This is a genomic window from Blastomonas sp. SL216, from assembly GCA_026625625.1.
Classification (GTDB): domain Bacteria; phylum Pseudomonadota; class Alphaproteobacteria; order Sphingomonadales; family Sphingomonadaceae; genus Blastomonas.
The window spans coordinates 1,516,557-1,535,132 of record CP113055.1 but is presented as its reverse complement, the minus strand read 5'-3'; the positions used below and the strand labels follow the sequence as shown (position 1 = coordinate 1,535,132).

Genomic DNA, 18,576 nt, shown 5'->3' with positions numbered 1-18,576 from the left:
TCAAAGGTCAAGCTGCGGCACTTGCTTGCGGGGCGTTTTTTGGCCTAAGCGATTATTTACGAAGGATCGTCGGGCGACATGGTACATTTGGGACCGACGGGGGACAGGTTCATGCAGGCTACATGGTTTTCAAGACTGGTATTGGGCGGCCTGGCAGCCGTTATTGTGCTGGCCGGACATGATGGCGCCAGTGCGCAGGCCGAGGTGAAGACGCCCTATTGGGCATCGATCCAGCGCGACGAGGCTTTTGCCCGCGCAGGACCGATGGCGACCTATCAGATCGAATGGGTGTTCCGGCGCAAGCATCTGCCGGTCAAGGTGATCAAGCGCTATGGCGTCTGGCGGCAGATCGTCGATCCGTCGGGCTGGACCGGCTGGATGCATTCGAACATGCTCAGCCGCAAGCGCACCGCGATCGTCAGCGGCCCGGTCATCTCCATCCGTTCCGCGCCGCAGGACAGCGCCAAGCTGATGTGGCGGGCAGAGCCCGGCGTTGTCGGGGATCTGGGCGATTGTGAGAACGGCTGGTGCGAATTTGCGGTCGAGCGCCGCGCCGGCTGGGTGCGGCAGGACCAGATCTGGGGCGCGGGCGAACCCTGACGCCGGTGATCCAGGCCGGAGATCTTCCCGGCCGGATATGGGCCCGCCCACCGTCTTGGGGGACGATGGGCGAGCTGTCATCCTACTGGCGAAAGGACAGTTACCAGTAGAAATTCGGGATCACGCGGATGACCGTACCGGTGCGCGCGTTGACCAGCAGCATGTCGTTATAGTGACGCACCCACACCTGGCGCACGCCGGGGTTCGGCAGGCGATAGTTGCGATAGTTGTTCACCACATAGCGCTGGCCGTAGAAGTTCGGCGCGATGCGGACGCCCGGGCGGAACTGCTGATAGCGGAAGTTCGCGCGGAAGGCGGGGCCGCGAAACGCCTGGCGGTTGCCGGCGCGGTAATCGCGATAGTCGCGCAGGTCCTCGCGATATTCGCGGCGGGCATCGCGCACGTCGCGGCGCTGGTCACGCAGATCGCGCTGTTCCTCGCGCACGTCGCGGCGGTCGCCGTAGCGGCGGGCATCCTGAACATCGCGGCGGTCACGCTGCAGCTCACGCTGTTCCTGGCGCAACTCGCGCTCGGAGCGGACGACTTCGCCACGCGACTGGGCGAAGGCAGGGGCGGTCGCGACGGGCAGCGTCGTGGCCAGCATCAGGGTGCCGATCAGGGCTTTCGAAAGGGTCTTCATTGTTTGTACTCCTGTCATGGCCCGCGCTTGGGGGAAGCGCTGTGGACATGTTCAGGAATACGCCCTCCTGCCTGAACAGGTTGCGAATATGCCGCTCATTTTCATGAAATGTTGTCGCAAGGTGTAACGGGGGGCTGGCGAAGCTTAGCCTCCGGCTTTCCTTACCGTCATCCTGAACTTGTTTCAGGACCCATCGTGCCCCAAAAGCCGAAGCCGCGTGGCGAGAAATGGGCCCTGAAACAAGTTCAGGGTGACGGCAGAGTCTGGGATCGAGGTCGGTGCTCAGTCGCCAGCCTTGGCCTTGGGCAGCAAATCCGCCGGATCGTTCGCCACGATGCCCAGCACCGTCGCCCAGGCGGCGACATTCTGTTGCAGAGCCTTGGGATCGATCTTGTCGAGCGTATCGTCGGGCGTGTGGTGCAGGTCGAAATAGTCGGTGCCGTCCTGCTGCAGGTCGATGGCGTTGACGCCCAGCGCGACGGTCGGTCCGACATCGGGGCCGCCGCCAGCGACATCGTTGCTGCGGCCGATGCCCAAGGGCGCCAGCGCGTTGGCGATCCGGGTCTTCAGGCCATCCGTGCCTTCGGGCAGCTTGAAATCGACCTGCCAGATGCGGTCCGCGCCGAAGTCCGACTCCATCGCCAGCGCATGGCCCGCCGCGCCATGCGCCTTGGCATAGGCGATGCCGCCGAACAGGCCGACCTCTTCCGCGCCGAACCAGACGACGCGGATGGTGCGCTTCGGTTGGCCAGCGTCCATGATCAGCTTGGCCGCAGCCGCGCTGATCGCGACGCCTGCGCCATCATCGATCGCGCCGGTGCCCAGGTCCCAGCTGTCGAGATGCCCGCCGACCAGGATCATGCCTGCACTGGGATCGCTGCCCGGCACTTCGGCGATGACATTGCCCGACTGGGTGATGCCGATCTGGCGCGGGGTGAGCACCAGCTTCATCTTGACCGGCTGGCCCAGTTTCGCGGCGCGCGTGATCATCCGTTCCAGATTTTCGGCATCCGGGATCGACAGCGCAGCGGCGGGGATCGGGGTGACGCCCTCGGGGAAATTGGTGCCGCCGGTATGCGGGTTGCGGTGATAATCGGTGCCGACCGAGCGGATCACGATCGCGGCTGCACCCTTTTGCGCCGCAAGGCCTGGCCCTGCGCGCCGGACGCCGCCGAACTGGCCATAGCTCGCGCCGCTCTGCGTCCGCGTCATCTTGTGGCTGACGAATGCGATTTTGCCTTTGAGGCTACCGGCGGGCGCGGCCTGGAGGTCGGCGAGGGTGCGGAAATACACCACCTCCGCCTCAAGCCCCTTGTCGCCGGTGCTGGCCGAATTGCCGAGCGCCGAAATGTGCAGCTTGCCGGTATAGGGCCCGGTGATCTCCGCAGTTTCGGTGCCGCGTACCCAGGTCTTCATGTCGAACGGTTCGATGCGCACGTTGGAAAAGCCCATCGCCTTCAGCCGCTCGACCGCCCAGGCGCGTGCCGCCGCCTCGCGCTCGGTTCCGGCGAGGCGCGGGCCGATCTCGGTCGTCAGGTCCTCTACGATGCTATAGGCCGTATCGTCGGTCAGCGCCTTTTGCTGCAGCGCCGCCGGATCATGCGCCGGGTTCTGCTGGGCGGCGAGGGAGAAGGGAAGGGCGAGGGCGGCAGCGGCCAGCAGGAAGCGTGTGTTCATGGGGCGAAACGCTTAACTGCAACATCCCGGCTTGCCAATGGCGTCTTGCCCGCAGGCTGGCGCACGGCTAAGGCGCGGGGCAAATCCACATAATCCGCATAGAGGCGTACTCCCGCATGGCTGCTCAATATTCCTTCGTGATGAAGGGTCTGACCAAGACCTTTCCCGGCGCGAACAAGCCGGTGCTCAACGGCATCCATCTGCAATTCTATCCCGATGCCAAGATCGGCATTGTCGGCCCCAACGGATCGGGCAAGTCGACGCTGATGAAGGTGATGGCCGGGATCGACAAGGATTTCACCGGCGAAGCCTGGCCGGGCGAGGGCATCACGGTCGGCTATCTGGCGCAGGAGCCCGAGCTCGACCCCAGCAAGACCGTCAAGCAGAACGTGATGGATGGCGTGCGCCCCGTCGCCGATCTGGTCGAGCGTTTCGACGAGATCAGCGCCTTGATGGCCGATCCGCCGGAGGACGCCGATTTCGACGCGCTGATGGAAGAGATGGGCACGCTGCAGGAAAAGATCGACGCGGTCGATGGCTGGACGCTCGACAACCAGCTCGAAATCGCGATGGAAGCGCTGCGCTGCCCGCCGGGCGATGCCGATGTCACCAACCTGTCGGGCGGTGAACGCCGCCGCGTGGCTTTGTGCCGCCTGCTGCTCGAAAAGCCCAGCATCCTGCTGCTCGACGAACCGACCAACCATCTGGACGCCGAAAGCGTCGCCTGGCTGGAAAAGCACCTCGTCGATTATCCGGGCAACGTCATCCTCGTTACCCATGACCGCTATTTCCTCGACAATGTGGTGAACTGGATCCTCGAGCTCGATCGCGGCAAGTATTTTGTCTACGAGGGCAATTACTCGACCTATCTCGACAAGAAGGCCAAGCGGCTCGAGCAGGAAGCGCGCGAGGACGAGGGCCGCCAGAAGGCGATCCAGGACGAGCTGGCGTGGATCCGGCAGAGCCCCAAGGCGCGCCAGACCAAGTCCAAGGCGCGTATCCGCGCGTTCGACGAGCTGGTCGAGGCGCAGGAAAACCGCGCCCCCGGCAAGGCGCAGATCGTCATCCAGACCCCCGAACGCCTGGGCGGCAAGGTGATCGAGGCGCACGGCCTGTCCAAGGCCTATGGCGACAAGCTATTGTTCGAGGACCTGAGCTTCACGCTGCCGCCGGGCGGCATTGTCGGCGTGATCGGACCGAACGGCGCGGGCAAGTCCACGCTGTTCAAGCTGATCACCGGCAAGGAACAGCCCGACAGCGGCACCATCGCGGTCGGCGATACGGTCAAGCTCGGCTATGTCGACCAGAGCCGCGACGATCTCGACCCCAACCACAACGTCTGGGAGGAAATCTCCGACGGGCTCGATTTCTTCAAGCTCGGCAAGCATGACGTGCCGACGCGCGCCTATGTCGGTGCCTTCAACTTCAAGGGCCAGGACCAGCAGAAGAAGGTCGGCCAGCTCTCGGGCGGTGAACGCAATCGCGTCCATATGGCCAAGATGCTCAAGGAGGGCGGCAACGTGCTGCTGCTCGACGAACCGACCAATGATCTCGACGTCGAAACGCTGCGCGCGCTCGAAGAGGCGCTGGAAAGCTTCGCCGGTTGCGCGGTGGTCATCAGCCACGACCGCTTCTTCCTCGACCGCCTTTGCACGCACATCCTGGCCTTCGAGGGCAACAGCCATGTCGAATGGTTCGAAGGCAATTTCGAAAGCTATGAGGAAGACAAGCGCCGTCGCCTGGGCGACGAAGCGGATCGTCCGACCCGGATGAGCTACAAGAAGCTGACGCGCTGACCTTTTTTCTCCCCTCCCGCGTGCGGGAGGGGCAGGTCCGGCTTGCCGGACCGGGGTGGGATCGACCTCCGTCAGCGCAACCCCACCCCGCCCTGCGGGCACCCCTCGCCAAGGGGAGGGGAGAGGCCTTGCGCACCTTCACCCGCGCGCAACCCAAAAGCCCTCCCTCTCGATGGGGGAGGCCTGGGTGAGGTGATCGTGCCGGATCGGGCCGTACAATGCCCGCTTATGCTGGTGTGATAGCTGTTCTTTTTTGCTCATCCCAATAGCGATGGAGAACATTGACGAGATGTTCTCCCTGGGGTGATTGCAAGCCACTGCTCACATATGGCGGTCGCTTCAGTAAAAGCAGATATCTCCGGTCGTATTTCAAGGGTTCCTTGGTTTGAAATATCACGGACTGGTCAGACATATCGTGTCGGACGGCCGCGAGGTCGTCCCAGGGAAGGAATTGTTGGCGCGATTGCTTTGGCCAGAACGTAATGCCGGTCGCGTTCAATTCACATGCGGGGCCATGCCATTGGCTCGGCCATCCCCGTCGCCATTCAAGCCACGCGCTCACCCACAAGAGCAAGCTCGAGGCAAGCAACAGCGTCACTGAATTCCAGTTGGGCGCCCTTATCGCCCCATAGCTCAGTAAAAGGGTCGTGATCGAGAAGAGCGCGATTGATAAGGCGCGCTTCACTGAGATTGACGCATGAAATTGAAGCGTATCCTGCCCGTCCTCAGGTTCCTGCTTATGCGTATCCATGCCTTGTTGATTATCGAGCGCTAGGCGGCTTAACAACCGATAACAGGCCCAAGTGCCTGTGCGACCATGGCGGACCTTGCGCCATGCAGGCCGAAACATCTGCAACCGCGTCGTTTTCAGAACGGCAGGTTTTCTCCTGCACGGACCCAAAGCCGCACCACATCCGCTTGGCCTGAGCGGGGGTAGTGGAGGTGGCGCGGAGCCTTCGACAGGCTCAGGCTGAGCGGGGGTCGTGCCGATAGCTACCAACAAAAAAGCCGCGCGAACCATCCGGCTCGCGCGGCTTTTTTGTAATTCTTACCCAGGCAGATCAGGCGTCGAAATCGCCGCCCATGCTGCTGGTGCGGGCCGGGGCCGAGGCGGTGAGGCGCAGGGCTTCGGCGGACAGGCTGAGCGAGCCGATTTCGTCGGCTGCATCGTCGTCATCGACCTGGACCTTCTGCATCGACTGGGTCAGGCTTTCCTTGAGCTCATCCGGGAAGACGGTCTCGTCGGCGATTTCGCGCAGCGCGACGACCGGGTTCTTGTCGCGGTCGCGATCGATGGTCAGTTCGGCACCGCCGCTGATCTCGCGCGCACGCTGGGCGGCGAGCAGAACCAGGTCAAACCGGTTGGTGACCTTGTCGATGCAATCTTCAACGGTAACGCGCGCCATGAACGGGCTCCAGACTCTATGCGAATATTAGGAAAGCGCGGCCCCTAAACCCTGGGGAGCGCAAAGTCAATGATGGCCGCGCGTCAGGCTGCCATCGTCGCGGGCCTTCCAGCCCCAGAACAGGAAACAGGGCGGCACGTTCCATGCCTCGAACCCGCGTTCGACCTTGTCGAAATAGGGGCGGATCAGCTGATCGGTGAAGCTGGTGAACTGATAGACCAGAAACGCGCCGCCCGGCGTCAGCGCACGATAGGTGGCGGTGGCGATCTGATCGGCAATGCCATCGGGCAGGGTCGAAAGCGGCAGGCCCGAGAGCACGTAATCGGCATGGTCAAAGCCGTGCGCGGCGATGATCGATTCGACATCGGCCGCCGATCCATGCACCGCGATGAAGCGGCTGTCTGGGATCGTCTTGCGCAGATAGCGGATGAAATCCGGGTTGGTATCGATCGCGATATAGGTCGCGCCGCGCGGCAGGTGATCGAGCACCGCGCGGCAGAAGGTGCCGACGCCGGGGCCATATTCGACGAACAGCTTCACATTGGGCCAATCCACCGGGGCCAGCATCTTGCGGATCGTGCGGTCGGATGAGGGGACCACCGATCCCACCATACGCGGATGCTTGACGAACTCGCGGAAGAACACCCCCCAGGCCCCGAAAGTCCGCTCGGCACGCGCCTTGATCCGCTGCCGGAGCGGCAGCTGGGCCAGGTCGTTGGATTGCATGAATTCCCCTCTCGAAATGGCTGTAAACGAGCCGTCACAATTGCAGATTGGTGCGCCCAAAGCAATCATGTGTGTCAGTGTTGCATAGCAGTACTTTGCAACCGCGCGATCAGCGCCTAGACCCGATTGCATGAGCGGAAAAGCGGATTCCCGGATTCATGCCATTGGTGCCATTGCCGTGATCTTTGCGGCGCAGCACAGCGGGCGCGATGCCGAGGGCTATCGCGCGATGGCCGATGCGATGGACGCGCTCGCCGCGCGCCAGCCGGGCTATTTGGGCATGGACCATGGCGGCGGCGAGGGCGGCTTCGGCATCACGGTCAGCTATTGGGCGGACGATGCCAGCGCACGCGCCTGGCGCGACAATGCCGAACACCGCGCCGCGCGCGAGGCCGGCCGCGACCGCTGGTATGATCACTATACGCTGCACGTCGCGCGAATCGAGCGGGGCTATGCCTGGCCATGACGATGCTACAGCCTTCCGAAGACGCGCTGGCCGGGAGCCAGAAACTGCCCGCCGACCGCATGGCGCTGCTGTTCACGGTCATGCTGGTGACTGCTGCGGGCAATACCGCGATGCAATCGGTGATGCCGGCGATCGGCACGCGGCTGGGCGTGGCAGATTTCTGGGTGAGCCTGGCCTATAGCTGGTCGGCGCTGCTGTGGATGGTGTTCGCGCCGCGCTGGGCGCGCCAGTCCGACCGGCGCGGACGCAAGGCGTTGATGAACCTGGGGCTGCTGGGCTTCATCTCGTCCTTCGCCTTGTGCGGGCTGACGCTGATGGCGGGGCTGCACGGCTATCTCTCGGCGATGTGGACGATGCTGATCTTCGCGCTGTTTCGCAGCCTCTATGGCGGCCTGGGCTCGGCAGGGCCGCCTGCGGTGCAGGCCTATGTCGCCGCGCGCACCAGCCGGGCAGAGCGCACCCAGGCGCTGTCGATGATCTCGTCCTCCTTTGGCCTGGGCACCGTGATCGGCCCCGCGCTCGCGCCGCTGATCATCCTGCCGTTCCTTGGTCTGCCCAGCCCGTTCTTCATCTTTGCCGCGTTCGGCCTGCTGGTGCTGGTGACGCTGAAACTGCGCTTGCCTGACGACACGCCGACTTATGCCGCGCGCGGCCGCCTGGTGTCCGAGCCGATGAGTTCGGGATCGGCGGGCGAGGTCTATGACGCTGGCGAGCATGATGCCGAGCCCGAAGCGGTGGCGCCGGTGGTGGAGAGGCTGTCCTGGCGCGATCCGCGGCTGCGTCCGTGGCTGATCGCCGGGCTGGTCGGCGGCCATGCCAATGCGATGATCCTGGGGCTGGTCGGCTTCATGCTGCTCGACCGGCTCGATCTGCGCGCCACGCCCGAACTGGCTGCTGGCCCGACCGGGCTGGTGCTGATGGCGGGCGCCTTTGCCACGCTGCTCGCGCAATGGGGGCTGATCCCGTATCTGAAGATGGGCCCGCGCAATTCGACGCTGTGGGGCATGGCGCTGGCGGCGGGCGGCTGCACGATGGTCGCGTTTTCGGAGAGCCTCAATGCGATCACGCTGGGCTTTGCCATCGCCTCGCTGGGATTTGGCCTTTTCCGTCCGGGCTTTACCGCCGGTTCCTCGCTGGCCGTGACAAGGGCCGAACAGGGCCAGGTCGCAGGCATCGTCGCCTCGGTCAACGGCGCGGCCTATATCATCGCGCCGGCCATCGGCGTGTGGCTGTACAATATCGTGCCGCTCGAATCGTTCGCCATCATCATCGGGCTGTGCGTGTTCGTGCTGGTCTGGGGACGCAAGGCGCTGCAGGCGGACGAGGTGCTGGTCCAGCCGAGCTGAACCGTCAGAGCCCGCGCCAGATCTTGAGCGCTGCGTCGCCGCGCGGCTGGCGGACATAGGCCGGGCAGGCGCGCGGACGGTAATCGAGGCCCAGGCACAGCCGCACCTCCTGCAGCCAGCCGCGTCCGTTTGCCTTGATGGCGATGCTGCTGGCGGTCATTCCGGGGTTGAGCCGCGCGATCTCGCGCTTCAGCATGCCCTGGGTCAGCGGACGGCGCGACAGCCGCTCCATATCGGGCAGGCGCACCGCGGCGAACAACCGCGTCGCGGTCTGGAAATAGCGCGCCGGATCGCGCGCCATGCAGCTGCCATGCTTGTCCCACTGGTGTTGGATCAGCCGCTGCGACGGCATCGCGCACAGCGTCTGGCGCATCACCGACAGCGGCACGGCATAGGGCGGCGCGGCGCAATATTGCGGATAGGCGGCGGTCTTGCCCTCGGGCCACAGGCCGTGCAGCACGAAGCCGAATTCGCCGAACCGGCGGCTGCATTGCAGCGCCTGGCTGGCATCATCCTCGCGTCCCCGGCAATATTCGGGCGACCAGCTCAGCGCCAGCGTATAGCCGGTCACCGGCACCACCCGCTTGACCGCATCGCGCCCGCGCTGCGCGGCAGGCGGCGCAGTCAGCCGGTCGGGCATGCGACACTGATAGGCCTGGGCCAGCAGCGGGGCGGGGCCGAGCGCCAACCCCATCAACAGCAGGGCAGCAGGCAGGCGCATCAGGCGGCCTTGAAATCCAGCCCGATATCGGCGGCAGGCGCCGATTGGGTGATGCGCCCGACCGAGATATAGTCCACCCCGGTTTCGGCGATCGCGCGGATCGTCTCCAGCGTCACGCCGCCCGATGCCTCGCACGGCACGCGTCCGCCGACCAGCGTCACCGCGCCGCGCAGCGTGGCAGGGGCCATGTTGTCGAGGAGGAGGTGCGTCGCGCCGGCGGCGAGCGCGGGTTCGATCTGTTCGACATGGTCGACCTCGACGATGATCTGGCCGATCCCCGCTGCGACCGCGCGGCGCACCGCCTCGCCGATATCGCCCGCCACCGCGACATGATTGTCCTTGATCATCGCCGCATCCCACAGGCCCATGCGATGGTTCTTCGCGCCGCCCATGCGCGTTGCGTATTTCTCCAGCGCGCGCAGGCCCGGGATCGTCTTGCGCGTATCGAGCAGGGTCGCGCCGGTCCCGGCAATGGCATCGACATAAAGCCGGGTGAGGCTGGCAATGCCGCTCAGATGCTGGACGGTATTGAGCGCGGAGCGTTCCGCCGTCAGCAACGCGCGGGCCTTGCCCGATACCGCCAGAATGTCGGTCCCCGCCGCGACAGCTTCACCCTCCTGTGCCAGCAGTTCCACCGTGCAATCGGGGTCGAGCGCGCGAAAAAACGCTTCGGCGAGCGGAAGCCCTGCAACCACGATCGGGTGCCGCGCGTCCATAACGCCGTTGAAGCGCGCATCCGCAGGGATCACGCTTTGCGATGTGACATCGCGGGCATCGGGGCCAAGGTCTTCGGCCAGGGTTGCGGTAACAAACCGTCCCAAATCGAAGTCGTTGATCGAAAAGCTCATTTGGCCAAGTCCCCTGGTTGCTAACGCGCGCTTCGGACGGACGCGGCCCTGGGATCGCCCCCAGCGCACCCGCCCCGAACCCGCGCAATAGGACAAGCCTTGGATCGCCGCCAGAATGAAGTTGCTGCCCGCTGATCGTCCGATACCCGGCCTTGCCGGCAGGCTGCAGCGTTCACCGCTGGCGGCGGCGCTGCTCTTTTGCCTGTCGACCTTCGTGATCTCCGCCTTCCGCGCGTCGCTGAATCCCGACACCGTTTTTGAGCTGTTCCATCCCAAGCGCACGCTGCTGATTGCGGCTGGCGCGCTGGTATTCTGGACCGCTATTTCCGGAACGTCGGGCAGGCGGCCCGGATGGGCGACCTTGCGCCGCCTTGCGCTGACGGGGCTGCCCGGGCTGGCGATGCTGTTTGCGCTGGCCAATGGCTGGGACATGCTGGTCAGCGGCGAGGTGCAGGACATGACTGCGCGCAACCTGCGCTGGATATTGCTGTGGAGCGGCTATTTCGGCACCGGCCTCGCTGCCTGGCTGGCGCTGCAATATGGAGCCGCCCTGGCCGAGGCCGAGCAGCAGGCGGCAGATCAATCCGAAGCCATGGGCACGCGCACTCCGGATGCCGATGGCGGGTTCTGGGTGAAGACCGGGCGGCAGACGATCCGCATCCCGCATGCGCTGGTCGAATGGATCGAGGCTGAGGGCAATTATGTCCGCATCCACGCGCTGGATGGCGGGCACGGCCTGATCCGCTCCACTTTGGCGGCAATCGAATCGCAGCTGCCGCATGAAGAGTTCATCCGCATCCACCGTTCGGCGCTGTGCCGCCGCTCGGCGATCCGGGGCTATCGCCGCAAGCCCAGCGGCGCGATGCTGGCGCTGCTCGCCAGCGGGGCGGAAGCGCCGATCGGGCGGAGTTTTGCACGCGCTCTGACCGCGCAGATTCAGCGGCCAAACGGGCATCCATCCGATATGGATGATACCGTATCACGGCCCGCCAGCGGCGCACGCGCGACCTGACGTTCGTCACAAATGCGAGCCATTCGCGTCACTCGGCTTGGGGCCGGGGGGCTGCGGTTCCATGGCCGGTGCATGCTTGAGTTACTGGAACGCCCCCAAACGAAGCCGCTGCGCGGATCGCAGGATGACGGGATGACACACGCGGCCTTGTGGATTGTCGATGCGCTGGCCGAAGAGCTGGCGCGGGATTCTACGCAGGATAGGGGAGCGCTGGTCCAGGCACTGCTGCGTCGCTGCGGCTATGAGCAGGCCGATTGCCTGGTGCCGGGGGAGGCCGAGACAGTTCGTGCCGCATTGGTCGCGCGGCTCGCGGGGCGGCTGGCGCGGGGGTGAGAGAGCCCCGCGACGGCCGCCCTTGCGCGGCTTAGCGCGCGATGCGGTGTTCGCCCTTGACCCAGCGCACGGTGCCGCTGGCCGAGCGCATCACGACGGTTTCGGTGGTCATGATGCCGTCGCGGCGGCGCTTGACGCCCTGCAGCAGCGAACCATCGGTCACACCCGTCGCCGCAAAGATGCAGTCGCCCTTGGCAAGGTCGGTCAGGTCATAGACTGCGTTCAGGTCTTCGATGCCCCATTTGCGGGCGCGGGCGCGCTCGTCATCGTTGCGGAACAGCAGGCGGCCCTTGAACTGGCCACCGACGCAGCGCAGCGCGGCTGCGGCCAGCACGCCCTCGGGCGCACCGCCCGAACCCATGTACAGGTCGATCGTCGTATCCGGGTTGGTGGTGGCGATCACGCCCGCCACGTCGCCATCGGGGATCAGCATGATGCCGCAGCCCAGGCCGCGCAGTTCGGCGATCAGGTCGCTATGGCGCGGGCGATCAAGCACGCACACGATGATCTCGCCCGGCTGCACGCCCTTGGCGGCGGCAACCGCCTGGACGTTTTCGGTCGGGGTCTTGTTGAGGTCGATCACGCCTTCGGGATAGCCCGGGCCGACCGCGATCTTGTCCATGTACACATCGGGCGCGTTCAGCAGGCAGCCGTTTTCGGCAATGGCCAGCACGGCCAGCGCATTGGGGCCGGCCTTGGCTGTGATGGTGGTGCCTTCCAGCGGATCGAGCGCGATGTCGATGCGCGGTGCGCCTTCATTGCCCAGGCCCACCTTTTCGCCGATATACAGCATCGGGGCCTCGTCGCGCTCGCCTTCGCCGATCACCACGGTACCGTCGATGTCGAGACCGTTGAGCGCCGCGCGCATCGCCTCGACCGCCGCTGCGTCCGCCGCCTTTTCATCGCCGCGGCCGATCAGGTTCGATGCCGCAATGGCCGCCGCTTCGGTCACGCGGACCATTTCGAGCACGAGCACGCGGTCGAGCTGCGGGGTTTGTGAGGCGGGCGTCGCTTTCAGGCTTGCGCTGGACATGGCAGGCGGGTCATCCTTCTTTTGTGGGGCACCAGTTGCGCTTTCAGGCCTGGTGCGTTGCGCCCGGTCCATAAGGGAGCATTATTGCATTGTCGAGAATGCTGTTGGTGGCCGCCGCGCTCGCCATTTCGGGGGTTTTGGCTCCGGCGAGCCATGCGCAGGAGGCGCAGGACGATACCCGCCTGCCAGAGCCGGAGAAGCGTGAGCCTGACCCGGTCGAGGCCAAGGTGAAGCAACTGATTCGCAAGGCTGACGAATGGACCGGCAAGGAAGAGCGCGCCAAGCGCTGCCAGCCGAGTGCCGCGGGCAAGGATATCGTGGTGTGTGGCGAGGCCGATGCTGGGGCCAAGTTCCGCGTGCCCGCCGATACCGAGGGCAGGCTGGCCACCGGCGGCCCGCCGCCTGCGCCGGATGTGGCGGGCGATGGCATCTTCAAGGGCAAGCCGACCATGGGGCTGGGCTGTATCGTCCCGCCCTGTCCGCCGCCCAAGGCCTATATGATCGACTTTTCCAAGCTGCCCGAGGTCGATGAGGAATATCTGAAAAAGGCGCGCGAGGCCGAGGCGGCAGAAAGGGCGCGCGAGAAGGACGAAGGGGGAGGGGAGTGATCGATATCCCGGTGATCGAGACCGCGCGGCTGCGTCTGCGCGCGCCGGTGCTGACCGATTTCGAGGCCTATGCGACCATGTGGGCGGACGAGCGCGTCACTACCTTTATCGGCGGCCAGCCGCGCAACCGCAACGAGAGCTGGACCCGCTTCATCGGCATGCACGGCCTTTGGGCGCTCTGCGGCTTCGGTTATTGGCTGTTCGCCGACCGGCAGACCGACACGCTGGTCGGCGTAGGCGGCCTGGCCAATTTCGAGCGGGGAATCCCCCATCTGGAAGGCATGCCCGAAGCCGGCTGGGCGATCGCGCCGGATCATTGGGGCAAGGGGCTGGTCACCGAGGCGATGCAGGCCGCGCTGCGCTGGAGCGACACCCGATTGCGCGCGCCGGCGGTGCGCTGCATCATCGATCCGGGCCATGCTGCATCGGAGCATGTCGCTGCCAAGCTGGGCTTCATACCGATCGGCATGGGCGAGAGCGGCGGCAAGCCGGTCAATGTCTATGCCCGGCCTTGTGCCATGGACTAGCCCATGGCTTCGCGGCCCGGCGATCCGGGCCGCGAGCCAGGCTCAGTGCGCCTTGCCGCGCGTCACGGCGCCGTAGATCGCGGCGATGATGCCACCCAGGATGATGCCGACAATGCCCGCGCCCAGCGCGCCGACCAGCCATTCGACCAGTCCGCCAGCTGCCGGAACAGCCTGACCTGCGGCGACGGCAATGTCGTGGATGAAATGCTCAGGCACGGCCATGCCGAATTGGGCCAGGCCATGGATGATGATCTGCCCGCCGACCCAGATCATCGCCGCCGTGCCGATGATGCCGAGCGCCGACATCACGATCGGCATCGCCTTGACCAGGCCCCGACCAAAGCCCTGCGCGGCGGCAGAGGGCTTTTTCGCCAGATGCAGGCCGAAATCGTCCATCTTCACGATCAGCGCGACCGCGCCATAGACGCCCGCGGTGATCAGCAGGCCGACAACGGCGAGCACGCCTGCCTGCATCGCAATCGAACGTTCGGCAACTTCGGACAATGCGATCGCCATGATCTCGGCCGAAAGGATCAGGTCGGTGCGCACCGCGCCCTTCACGCGTTCGTTTTCGAGCGCGAACATGTCCTTGACCTGCTCGACGACCTCGGTCGTGTCCTGTTTGTGGCTGAGCTTGTGGATGACCTTTTCGGCACCCTCGAAGCACAGGAACGCGCCGCCCGCCATCAGGATCGGCGTGATCGCCCAGGGCAGAAAAGCGCTCAAGATCAGCCCGATGGGCAGCAATATGACGAACTTGTTGAACAGCGACCCCTTTGCGATCCGCCAGATGACGGGCAGCTCGCGATCAGGGGTGAAATCGGTGACATATTGCGGCGTGACCGCTGCGTCGTCGACGACGACACCGGCAGCCTTGGTACCGGCCTTGGCAGCAGCCGCGCCGACATCGTCGAGCGATACGGCAGCAAGGCGGGTCAGCGCCGCGACGTCATCGAGCAGGGCGGCCAGGCCAGAAGGCATCGGTCAGTCTCCAAGAATATGCACGACCAGCGGGTCTGCGTGCAAGCTGGGGGAACCCTTGAGCGCGGACAAGGTTGCAGCGACCGCGCTTTCCGGGCCTTCATGCGTTACCATGGCGACGAGTACGCTGCCATCGGGGCTGCGGCCTTTCTGGATCAGGCTTTCGATCGAGACGCCCGCATCGCGCATTGCAGCGGTGATCTCGGCGAGCACGCCGGGGCGGTCGGCAACCTCGAAGCGCAGATAGCATTTGCCGGTGCGATGGCCGGTTTGCGCGCGCGCCACCTTGTCGAGCTCGCGCACCGGCATCGAGAAGGCGGGTCCGATTTCGCCGCGCGCGATATCGATCAGGTCGGCGACCACGGCGCTGGCGGTCGGGCCATCGCCCGCGCCTGCACCCTGGAACAGCAGGCGACCGGAGAAATTGCCCTCGGCCACCACCGCATTGGTCGATCCGTCGACATGCGCCAGCGGATGGTGCATCGGCACCAGATAGGGATGGACGCGCTGAAACAGCTGCGCATCGCCATTGTGCCCGTCCAGTTCTGCCATGCCGATCAGGCGGATGCGATAACCGAGCGCAGCGGCCTGGGCGATATCGGCGGACAGGATCTTGCGGATGCCGCTGCGCTCGATGCCTTCGAAATCGAGCTGCGTGCCAAAGGCCAGTGCGGCGAGAATCGAGAGCTTGTGCGCGGCATCGACGCCATCGATGTCGAAGCTCGGGTCCGCCTCGGCAAAGCCGCGCGCCTGCGCCTCGGCGAGCACCTCGGCGAAATCCTGGCCGGTCTTTTCCATCGCCGACAGGATGAAGTTGCAGGTGCCGTTGAGAATGCCATAGACGCGGCTCAGCCGGTTGGCCGCCGCGCCTTCGCGCAGGCCCTTGATCACCGGGATGCCGCCTGCGACCGCCGCTTCATATTTGAACGCAAGGCCCGCGTTTTCGGCGCGCTGGGCGAGGTCCAGCCCGTGATGCGCGACCATCGCCTTGTTGGCGGTGACGAACGCCTTGCCGCCTGCGATGCTTTCCTTCGCCAGCGTCAACGCCGGGCCATCCGCGCCGCCGATCAGCTCGACCACGACATCGATATCCGCGCGCGTGGCGAATTCGCCCATGTCATCAACCCATTCATAGGGCGACAGGTCGACGCCGCGATCCTTGGACCGATCGCGTGCGGTGATTCCGGCAATGCGGATCGGCTTGCCCGCGCGCCGCGCGATCAGCGCCGCATTTTCCTCGACCAGCCGGATCACGCCTGCGCCCACGGTGCCCAGCCCGACCAGCGCAATGTTCAGCGTTTCAGCCATAAACGGTCCTTCAGCGAAAGTTCATCCGATTGCGTCCTTAGCGGCTGGAGCGGCAAAGGGAAGGGGGCGTAGCGGCCTTGTGGGCCGCGCCTTGCGGCCCTATAGGCCGCGCAGTTTCAAGAAGGGTCCCGCATGACATCGCCGCATATCGTCATCCTCGCCGGCAAGCGCGACGGCAAGCTCGATCCCTTGGCAGAGGCTGCAGGGGTCACGCACAAGTGCAATGTGCCGATCCAGGGCAAGGCGCTGCTGCAATGGGTGCTGGAAGGCGTGGAGCATGCCTGGCCGGACAGTCCGATCTGGGTGTCGATCCACGATCCGGCGGTGATCGCCGATCTGCCGGCGGTGCAGAAGCTGACGCAAAGCGGGCGGCTGCGCATGAGCGTGTCGCGCGAAGGCATTGTCGAGAGCATCGAGGCGGTGATCGAGGAGGGGGGCAGCCCGTTCCCGATGATGATTACCACCGGCGACAATGTGCTGGTGACGGCGGAGGAAATCCGTTCGATCCACGATTTCGGCATGCGCGAAGGCGCGGGCGCGGTGATTGCGATTGCCGAGAAATCCTCGATCCTCGCCGAACATCCCGAGGCGCAGCGGCGCTTCTACGAATTCAGCGACATGGCGATCTCGAACTGCAACGCCTATTGGTTGCGCGATGCGGCATCTTTCCGCGCGGCCGAGGCGTTCCGCGCCGGCGGGCAGTTCATCAAGACCAAGGGGCGGATCGCGCAGGCCTTCGGGCTGCTCAACCTCGTGCGCTTCCGGCTGGGCTGGTGGAGCGTCGATGGCGCGATGGCCGCGATCTCGCGGCGCTTCAAGGTGAAGGTGCGCGCGCTGCTGCTGTCGGAGGGCGCCTATGCGGTCGATGTCGACAACGAGCGCACCTACAAGATTGCCGAGATGCTGCTGGCCAAGCGCAAGCCCAATTGACGCTATCGCCATTCCCATCAACCTCTCCCCTCCCCGTGGGGAGGGGTGCCCGCAGGGCGGGGTGGGTCTGCGCGGAGGGTCGTGCTCCCTTCCCACCCCGGTCCGGCTAGCCGGACCTTCCCCTCCCTGAAGGGAGGGGAGAGGCGAGGTGCAGGCTCACCCCTTGTCGGGGCGCAGGCTTGTGCCCGCGCGGTCGCCGCGCAGCGAGTCCCACCAGCTCAGCGGGTTCCAGCTGGTGTTGCCGTCGAGCGAGAAGGTGACGATTTCTGCGCGGCCGCCGATATTCTCCAGCGGCACTGCGCCGCCCAGGCCCAGCTCTTCCAGGCTGGCGCGACTGTCGGCGCTGCGGTCGCGATTGTCGCCCATCAGGAAGACATGGCCGGCGGGGACCTTGTACGGCCCGTAATTGTCCAGCGGGTAATCGGGGCCAAGGTCGATGGTGTTGTACGACACGCCATTGGGCAGCGTTTCGCGGATGATCGGCAGCTCGCAATAGAATTTGCCGTCCGCACCGCGCATCTTCAGCATCGGGAAGTCGCTGGCGTTGCAGGGCGAATTGGTGTCCACCGGCAGCAGAAGATTGGGCTGCACCGCGCGAGAGACTTCCTTGCCGTTCAGGATGACGCGGCCCTGGCGGACTTCGATCGTGTCGCCGGGGCGGCCGATGACGCGCTTGATATAATCGCTGCTGCCGCCCGGCGGGGTGGCGATGACGATATCGCCATATTCGGGGGTCGATCCCATGATCCGCCCCTTCATCGGCGGCAACAGGTGGAACGACACCGACACCCACGACCAGCCATAGGGATATTTGGTGACCACCAGCCGGTCGCCGACCAGCAGATTGGGCATCATCGACATGGTCGGGATGTAGAAGGGCTTGGCGACCAGCGAATGAAAGGCCAGCACCGCGAGCAGCAGCAGGAACAGCCCGCGAATCTCTTCGAACCAGTTGACCGGCTTTTCCGCCTCGGGCGCGCGCGCGTCCTGTGCTTCCATCGCGATATCGGAAGATTCTGGTGCCATTTCGGGGTCTTTCGGGGCCGGACGGGGCGGGGGGCTGTCAGTCAACGGGCCGCGCCTCGATAATGACGAAGGCCTGAGCCCATGGATGATCGTCGGTGAGCGTGAGATGAATGACGGCACTGTGGCCTGCAGGAATCATGCTGTCCAGCCGTGCCTTCGCGCCCCCGGTCAGGTGAAGTGTCGGCGCGCCGGAAGGGGCATTGACCACGCCGATATCCTTCATGAACACTCCGGCCTTGAACCCGGTTCCCACCGCCTTCGAAAAAGCTTCCTTGGCGGCAAAGCGCTTGGCGAGCGTACCGGCCTTGGTGAACGGGCGGCGATTGGCCTTGGCCTGCTCGACCTCGGTAAACACGCGCTTTTCGAACCGGGTGCCGAAGCGCTCGAGCGAATTCCGGATCCGCTCGATATTGCACAGGTCAGAGCCCAGGCCGATGATCATGAAACTCTCCTCCCCACTTGCGGGGGAGGAAAGAGTTGGCTTGGCGGCTTGCCGCCTAGCAACTCTTGGAGAGGGGGGGCGGCATAGCGCATCAGCCCTCTCCCGCTGCGACTAGGCAGCGAGCTGCCAAGTCTCGCTCCCTCTCCCGTA

General features: G+C 65.2%; 21 protein-coding genes. 9 read left to right on the top strand and 12 right to left on the bottom strand.

What is annotated here, in order from left to right:
* Positions 1-111 precede the first annotated feature (111 nt).
* The gene (locus OU999_07330; GenBank protein WAC24987.1) at positions 112-600 is read left to right on the top strand and encodes an SH3 domain-containing protein; all 489 of its coding nucleotides are present in this window, start codon (positions 112-114) and stop codon (positions 598-600) included.
* Between the two features lie 100 nt (positions 601-700).
* Here the strand turns inward: OU999_07330 and OU999_07325 are convergent, their stop codons facing one another.
* Entirely contained in the window at positions 701-1,240 is a 540-nt protein-coding gene (locus tag OU999_07325; GenBank protein WAC24986.1) for an RcnB family protein, read from the bottom strand.
* Between the two features lie 282 nt (positions 1,241-1,522).
* Positions 1,523-2,917, bottom strand: a complete 1,395-nt coding sequence (locus OU999_07320) for a M20/M25/M40 family metallo-hydrolase (GenBank protein WAC24985.1) — start codon at positions 2,915-2,917, stop codon at positions 1,523-1,525.
* Positions 2,918-3,033: 116 nt separating this feature from the next.
* Here OU999_07320 and ettA point away from each other — a divergent pair, with 116 nt between their 5' ends.
* Positions 3,034-4,713, top strand: coding sequence for an energy-dependent translational throttle protein EttA (gene ettA, locus OU999_07315; GenBank protein ID WAC24984.1), 1,680 nt, complete (start codon positions 3,034-3,036; stop codon positions 4,711-4,713).
* A gap of 226 nt (positions 4,714-4,939) precedes the next feature.
* On the opposite strand, the gene OU999_07310 is transcribed toward ettA, so the two are convergent.
* From OU999_07310 to OU999_07300, 3 genes are all read right to left on the bottom strand, one after another.
* The gene (locus tag OU999_07310) at positions 4,940-5,464 is read right to left on the bottom strand and encodes a hypothetical protein (protein WAC24983.1); all 525 of its coding nucleotides are present in this window, start codon (positions 5,462-5,464) and stop codon (positions 4,940-4,942) included.
* Between the two features lie 310 nt (positions 5,465-5,774).
* A complete protein-coding gene (rpoZ, locus tag OU999_07305; GenBank protein ID WAC24982.1) occupies positions 5,775-6,119 on the bottom strand; it encodes a DNA-directed RNA polymerase subunit omega in 345 nt (114 codons plus the stop codon).
* Between the two features lie 66 nt (positions 6,120-6,185).
* Positions 6,186-6,845 (bottom strand): methyltransferase domain-containing protein, encoded by a 660-nt coding sequence (locus tag OU999_07300; GenBank protein ID WAC24981.1) that lies wholly within the window; start codon positions 6,843-6,845, stop codon positions 6,186-6,188.
* 130 nt (positions 6,846-6,975) lie between these two features.
* Between OU999_07300 and OU999_07295 the strand changes: the two genes are divergently transcribed.
* On the top strand, positions 6,976-7,311 hold the full coding sequence (locus OU999_07295) for an antibiotic biosynthesis monooxygenase (protein WAC24980.1): 336 nt from the start codon (positions 6,976-6,978) through the stop codon (positions 7,309-7,311).
* On the top strand, positions 7,308-8,657 hold the full coding sequence (locus OU999_07290; GenBank protein ID WAC24979.1) for an MFS transporter: 1,350 nt from the start codon (positions 7,308-7,310) through the stop codon (positions 8,655-8,657). Before OU999_07295 ends, OU999_07290 begins: the two co-directional genes overlap by 4 nt.
* A gap of 4 nt (positions 8,658-8,661) precedes the next feature.
* On the opposite strand, the gene OU999_07285 is transcribed toward OU999_07290, so the two are convergent.
* Positions 8,662-9,378, bottom strand: coding sequence for a ribonuclease T (locus OU999_07285; protein WAC24978.1), 717 nt, complete (start codon positions 9,376-9,378; stop codon positions 8,662-8,664).
* Positions 9,378-10,226, bottom strand: coding sequence for a carboxylating nicotinate-nucleotide diphosphorylase (gene nadC, locus OU999_07280; GenBank protein ID WAC24977.1), 849 nt, complete (start codon positions 10,224-10,226; stop codon positions 9,378-9,380). The genes OU999_07285 and nadC overlap by 1 nt, the downstream gene beginning before the upstream one ends.
* Before the next feature lie 115 nt (positions 10,227-10,341).
* Here nadC and OU999_07275 point away from each other — a divergent pair, with 115 nt between their 5' ends.
* A complete protein-coding gene (locus OU999_07275) occupies positions 10,342-11,238 on the top strand; it encodes a LytTR family DNA-binding domain-containing protein (GenBank protein ID WAC24976.1) in 897 nt (298 codons plus the stop codon).
* Between the two features lie 132 nt (positions 11,239-11,370).
* Complete coding sequence (locus tag OU999_07270; GenBank protein WAC24975.1) at positions 11,371-11,571, top strand: hypothetical protein; 201 nt, start codon at positions 11,371-11,373, stop codon at positions 11,569-11,571.
* 31 nt (positions 11,572-11,602) lie between these two features.
* On the opposite strand, the gene glpX is transcribed toward OU999_07270, so the two are convergent.
* Complete coding sequence (gene glpX, locus OU999_07265) at positions 11,603-12,604, bottom strand: class II fructose-bisphosphatase (protein ID WAC24974.1); 1,002 nt, start codon at positions 12,602-12,604, stop codon at positions 11,603-11,605.
* A gap of 98 nt (positions 12,605-12,702) precedes the next feature.
* On the opposite strand from glpX, the gene OU999_07260 reads away from it, so the two are divergent.
* Positions 12,703-13,212, top strand: a complete 510-nt coding sequence (locus OU999_07260; protein ID WAC24973.1) for a hypothetical protein — start codon at positions 12,703-12,705, stop codon at positions 13,210-13,212.
* Positions 13,209-13,739 carry a GNAT family N-acetyltransferase gene (locus tag OU999_07255; GenBank protein WAC24972.1) on the top strand — a complete coding sequence of 177 codons (531 nt, stop codon included), beginning with the start codon at positions 13,209-13,211 and terminating at the stop codon, positions 13,737-13,739. Before OU999_07260 ends, OU999_07255 begins: the two co-directional genes overlap by 4 nt.
* A 42-nt stretch (positions 13,740-13,781) precedes the next feature.
* Here OU999_07255 and OU999_07250 read toward each other — a convergent pair whose 3' ends face one another.
* On the bottom strand, positions 13,782-14,720 hold the full coding sequence (locus OU999_07250; protein ID WAC24971.1) for a DUF808 domain-containing protein: 939 nt from the start codon (positions 14,718-14,720) through the stop codon (positions 13,782-13,784).
* A 3-nt stretch (positions 14,721-14,723) separates the two neighbouring features.
* Positions 14,724-16,028 carry a homoserine dehydrogenase gene (locus OU999_07245; protein WAC24970.1) on the bottom strand — a complete coding sequence of 435 codons (1,305 nt, stop codon included), beginning with the start codon at positions 16,026-16,028 and terminating at the stop codon, positions 14,724-14,726.
* A gap of 132 nt (positions 16,029-16,160) precedes the next feature.
* On the opposite strand from OU999_07245, the gene OU999_07240 reads away from it, so the two are divergent.
* Complete coding sequence (locus tag OU999_07240; protein ID WAC24969.1) at positions 16,161-16,958, top strand: NTP transferase domain-containing protein; 798 nt, start codon at positions 16,161-16,163, stop codon at positions 16,956-16,958.
* A gap of 156 nt (positions 16,959-17,114) precedes the next feature.
* On the opposite strand, the gene lepB is transcribed toward OU999_07240, so the two are convergent.
* Positions 17,115-17,957 carry a signal peptidase I gene (lepB, locus tag OU999_07235; protein WAC25375.1) on the bottom strand — a complete coding sequence of 281 codons (843 nt, stop codon included), beginning with the start codon at positions 17,955-17,957 and terminating at the stop codon, positions 17,115-17,117.
* Positions 17,958-18,021: 64 nt separating this feature from the next.
* Positions 18,022-18,426, bottom strand: coding sequence for a holo-ACP synthase (gene acpS, locus OU999_07230; GenBank protein WAC24968.1), 405 nt, complete (start codon positions 18,424-18,426; stop codon positions 18,022-18,024).
* Positions 18,427-18,576: the final 150 nt, after the last annotated feature.

Bases quoted from the DNA above. Each gene is read 5' to 3' on its own strand.
- OU999_07330 (WAC24987.1), top strand. From the start codon at position 112: ATGCAGGCTACATGGTTTTCAAGACTGGTATTGGGCGGCCTGGCAGCC.
- OU999_07325 (WAC24986.1), bottom strand. From the start codon at position 1,240: ATGAAGACCCTTTCGAAAGCCCTGATCGGCACCCTGATGCTGGCCACG.
- OU999_07320 (WAC24985.1), bottom strand. From the start codon at position 2,917: ATGAACACACGCTTCCTGCTGGCCGCTGCCGCCCTCGCCCTTCCCTTC.
- ettA (WAC24984.1), top strand. From the start codon at position 3,034: ATGGCTGCTCAATATTCCTTCGTGATGAAGGGTCTGACCAAGACCTTT.
- OU999_07310 (WAC24983.1), bottom strand. From the start codon at position 5,464: ATGGATACGCATAAGCAGGAACCTGAGGACGGGCAGGATACGCTTCAA.
- rpoZ (WAC24982.1), bottom strand. From the start codon at position 6,119: ATGGCGCGCGTTACCGTTGAAGATTGCATCGACAAGGTCACCAACCGG.
- OU999_07300 (WAC24981.1), bottom strand. From the start codon at position 6,845: ATGCAATCCAACGACCTGGCCCAGCTGCCGCTCCGGCAGCGGATCAAG.
- OU999_07295 (WAC24980.1), top strand. From the start codon at position 6,976: ATGAGCGGAAAAGCGGATTCCCGGATTCATGCCATTGGTGCCATTGCC.
- OU999_07290 (WAC24979.1), top strand. From the start codon at position 7,308: ATGACGATGCTACAGCCTTCCGAAGACGCGCTGGCCGGGAGCCAGAAA.
- OU999_07285 (WAC24978.1), bottom strand. From the start codon at position 9,378: ATGCGCCTGCCTGCTGCCCTGCTGTTGATGGGGTTGGCGCTCGGCCCC.
- nadC (WAC24977.1), bottom strand. From the start codon at position 10,226: ATGAGCTTTTCGATCAACGACTTCGATTTGGGACGGTTTGTTACCGCA.
- OU999_07275 (WAC24976.1), top strand. From the start codon at position 10,342: ATGAAGTTGCTGCCCGCTGATCGTCCGATACCCGGCCTTGCCGGCAGG.
- OU999_07270 (WAC24975.1), top strand. From the start codon at position 11,371: ATGACACACGCGGCCTTGTGGATTGTCGATGCGCTGGCCGAAGAGCTG.
- glpX (WAC24974.1), bottom strand. From the start codon at position 12,604: ATGTCCAGCGCAAGCCTGAAAGCGACGCCCGCCTCACAAACCCCGCAG.
- OU999_07260 (WAC24973.1), top strand. From the start codon at position 12,703: ATGCTGTTGGTGGCCGCCGCGCTCGCCATTTCGGGGGTTTTGGCTCCG.
- OU999_07250 (WAC24971.1), bottom strand. From the start codon at position 14,720: ATGCCTTCTGGCCTGGCCGCCCTGCTCGATGACGTCGCGGCGCTGACC.
- OU999_07245 (WAC24970.1), bottom strand. From the start codon at position 16,028: ATGGCTGAAACGCTGAACATTGCGCTGGTCGGGCTGGGCACCGTGGGC.
- OU999_07240 (WAC24969.1), top strand. From the start codon at position 16,161: ATGACATCGCCGCATATCGTCATCCTCGCCGGCAAGCGCGACGGCAAG.
- lepB (WAC25375.1), bottom strand. From the start codon at position 17,957: ATGGAAGCACAGGACGCGCGCGCGCCCGAGGCGGAAAAGCCGGTCAAC.
- acpS (WAC24968.1), bottom strand. From the start codon at position 18,426: ATGATCATCGGCCTGGGCTCTGACCTGTGCAATATCGAGCGGATCCGG.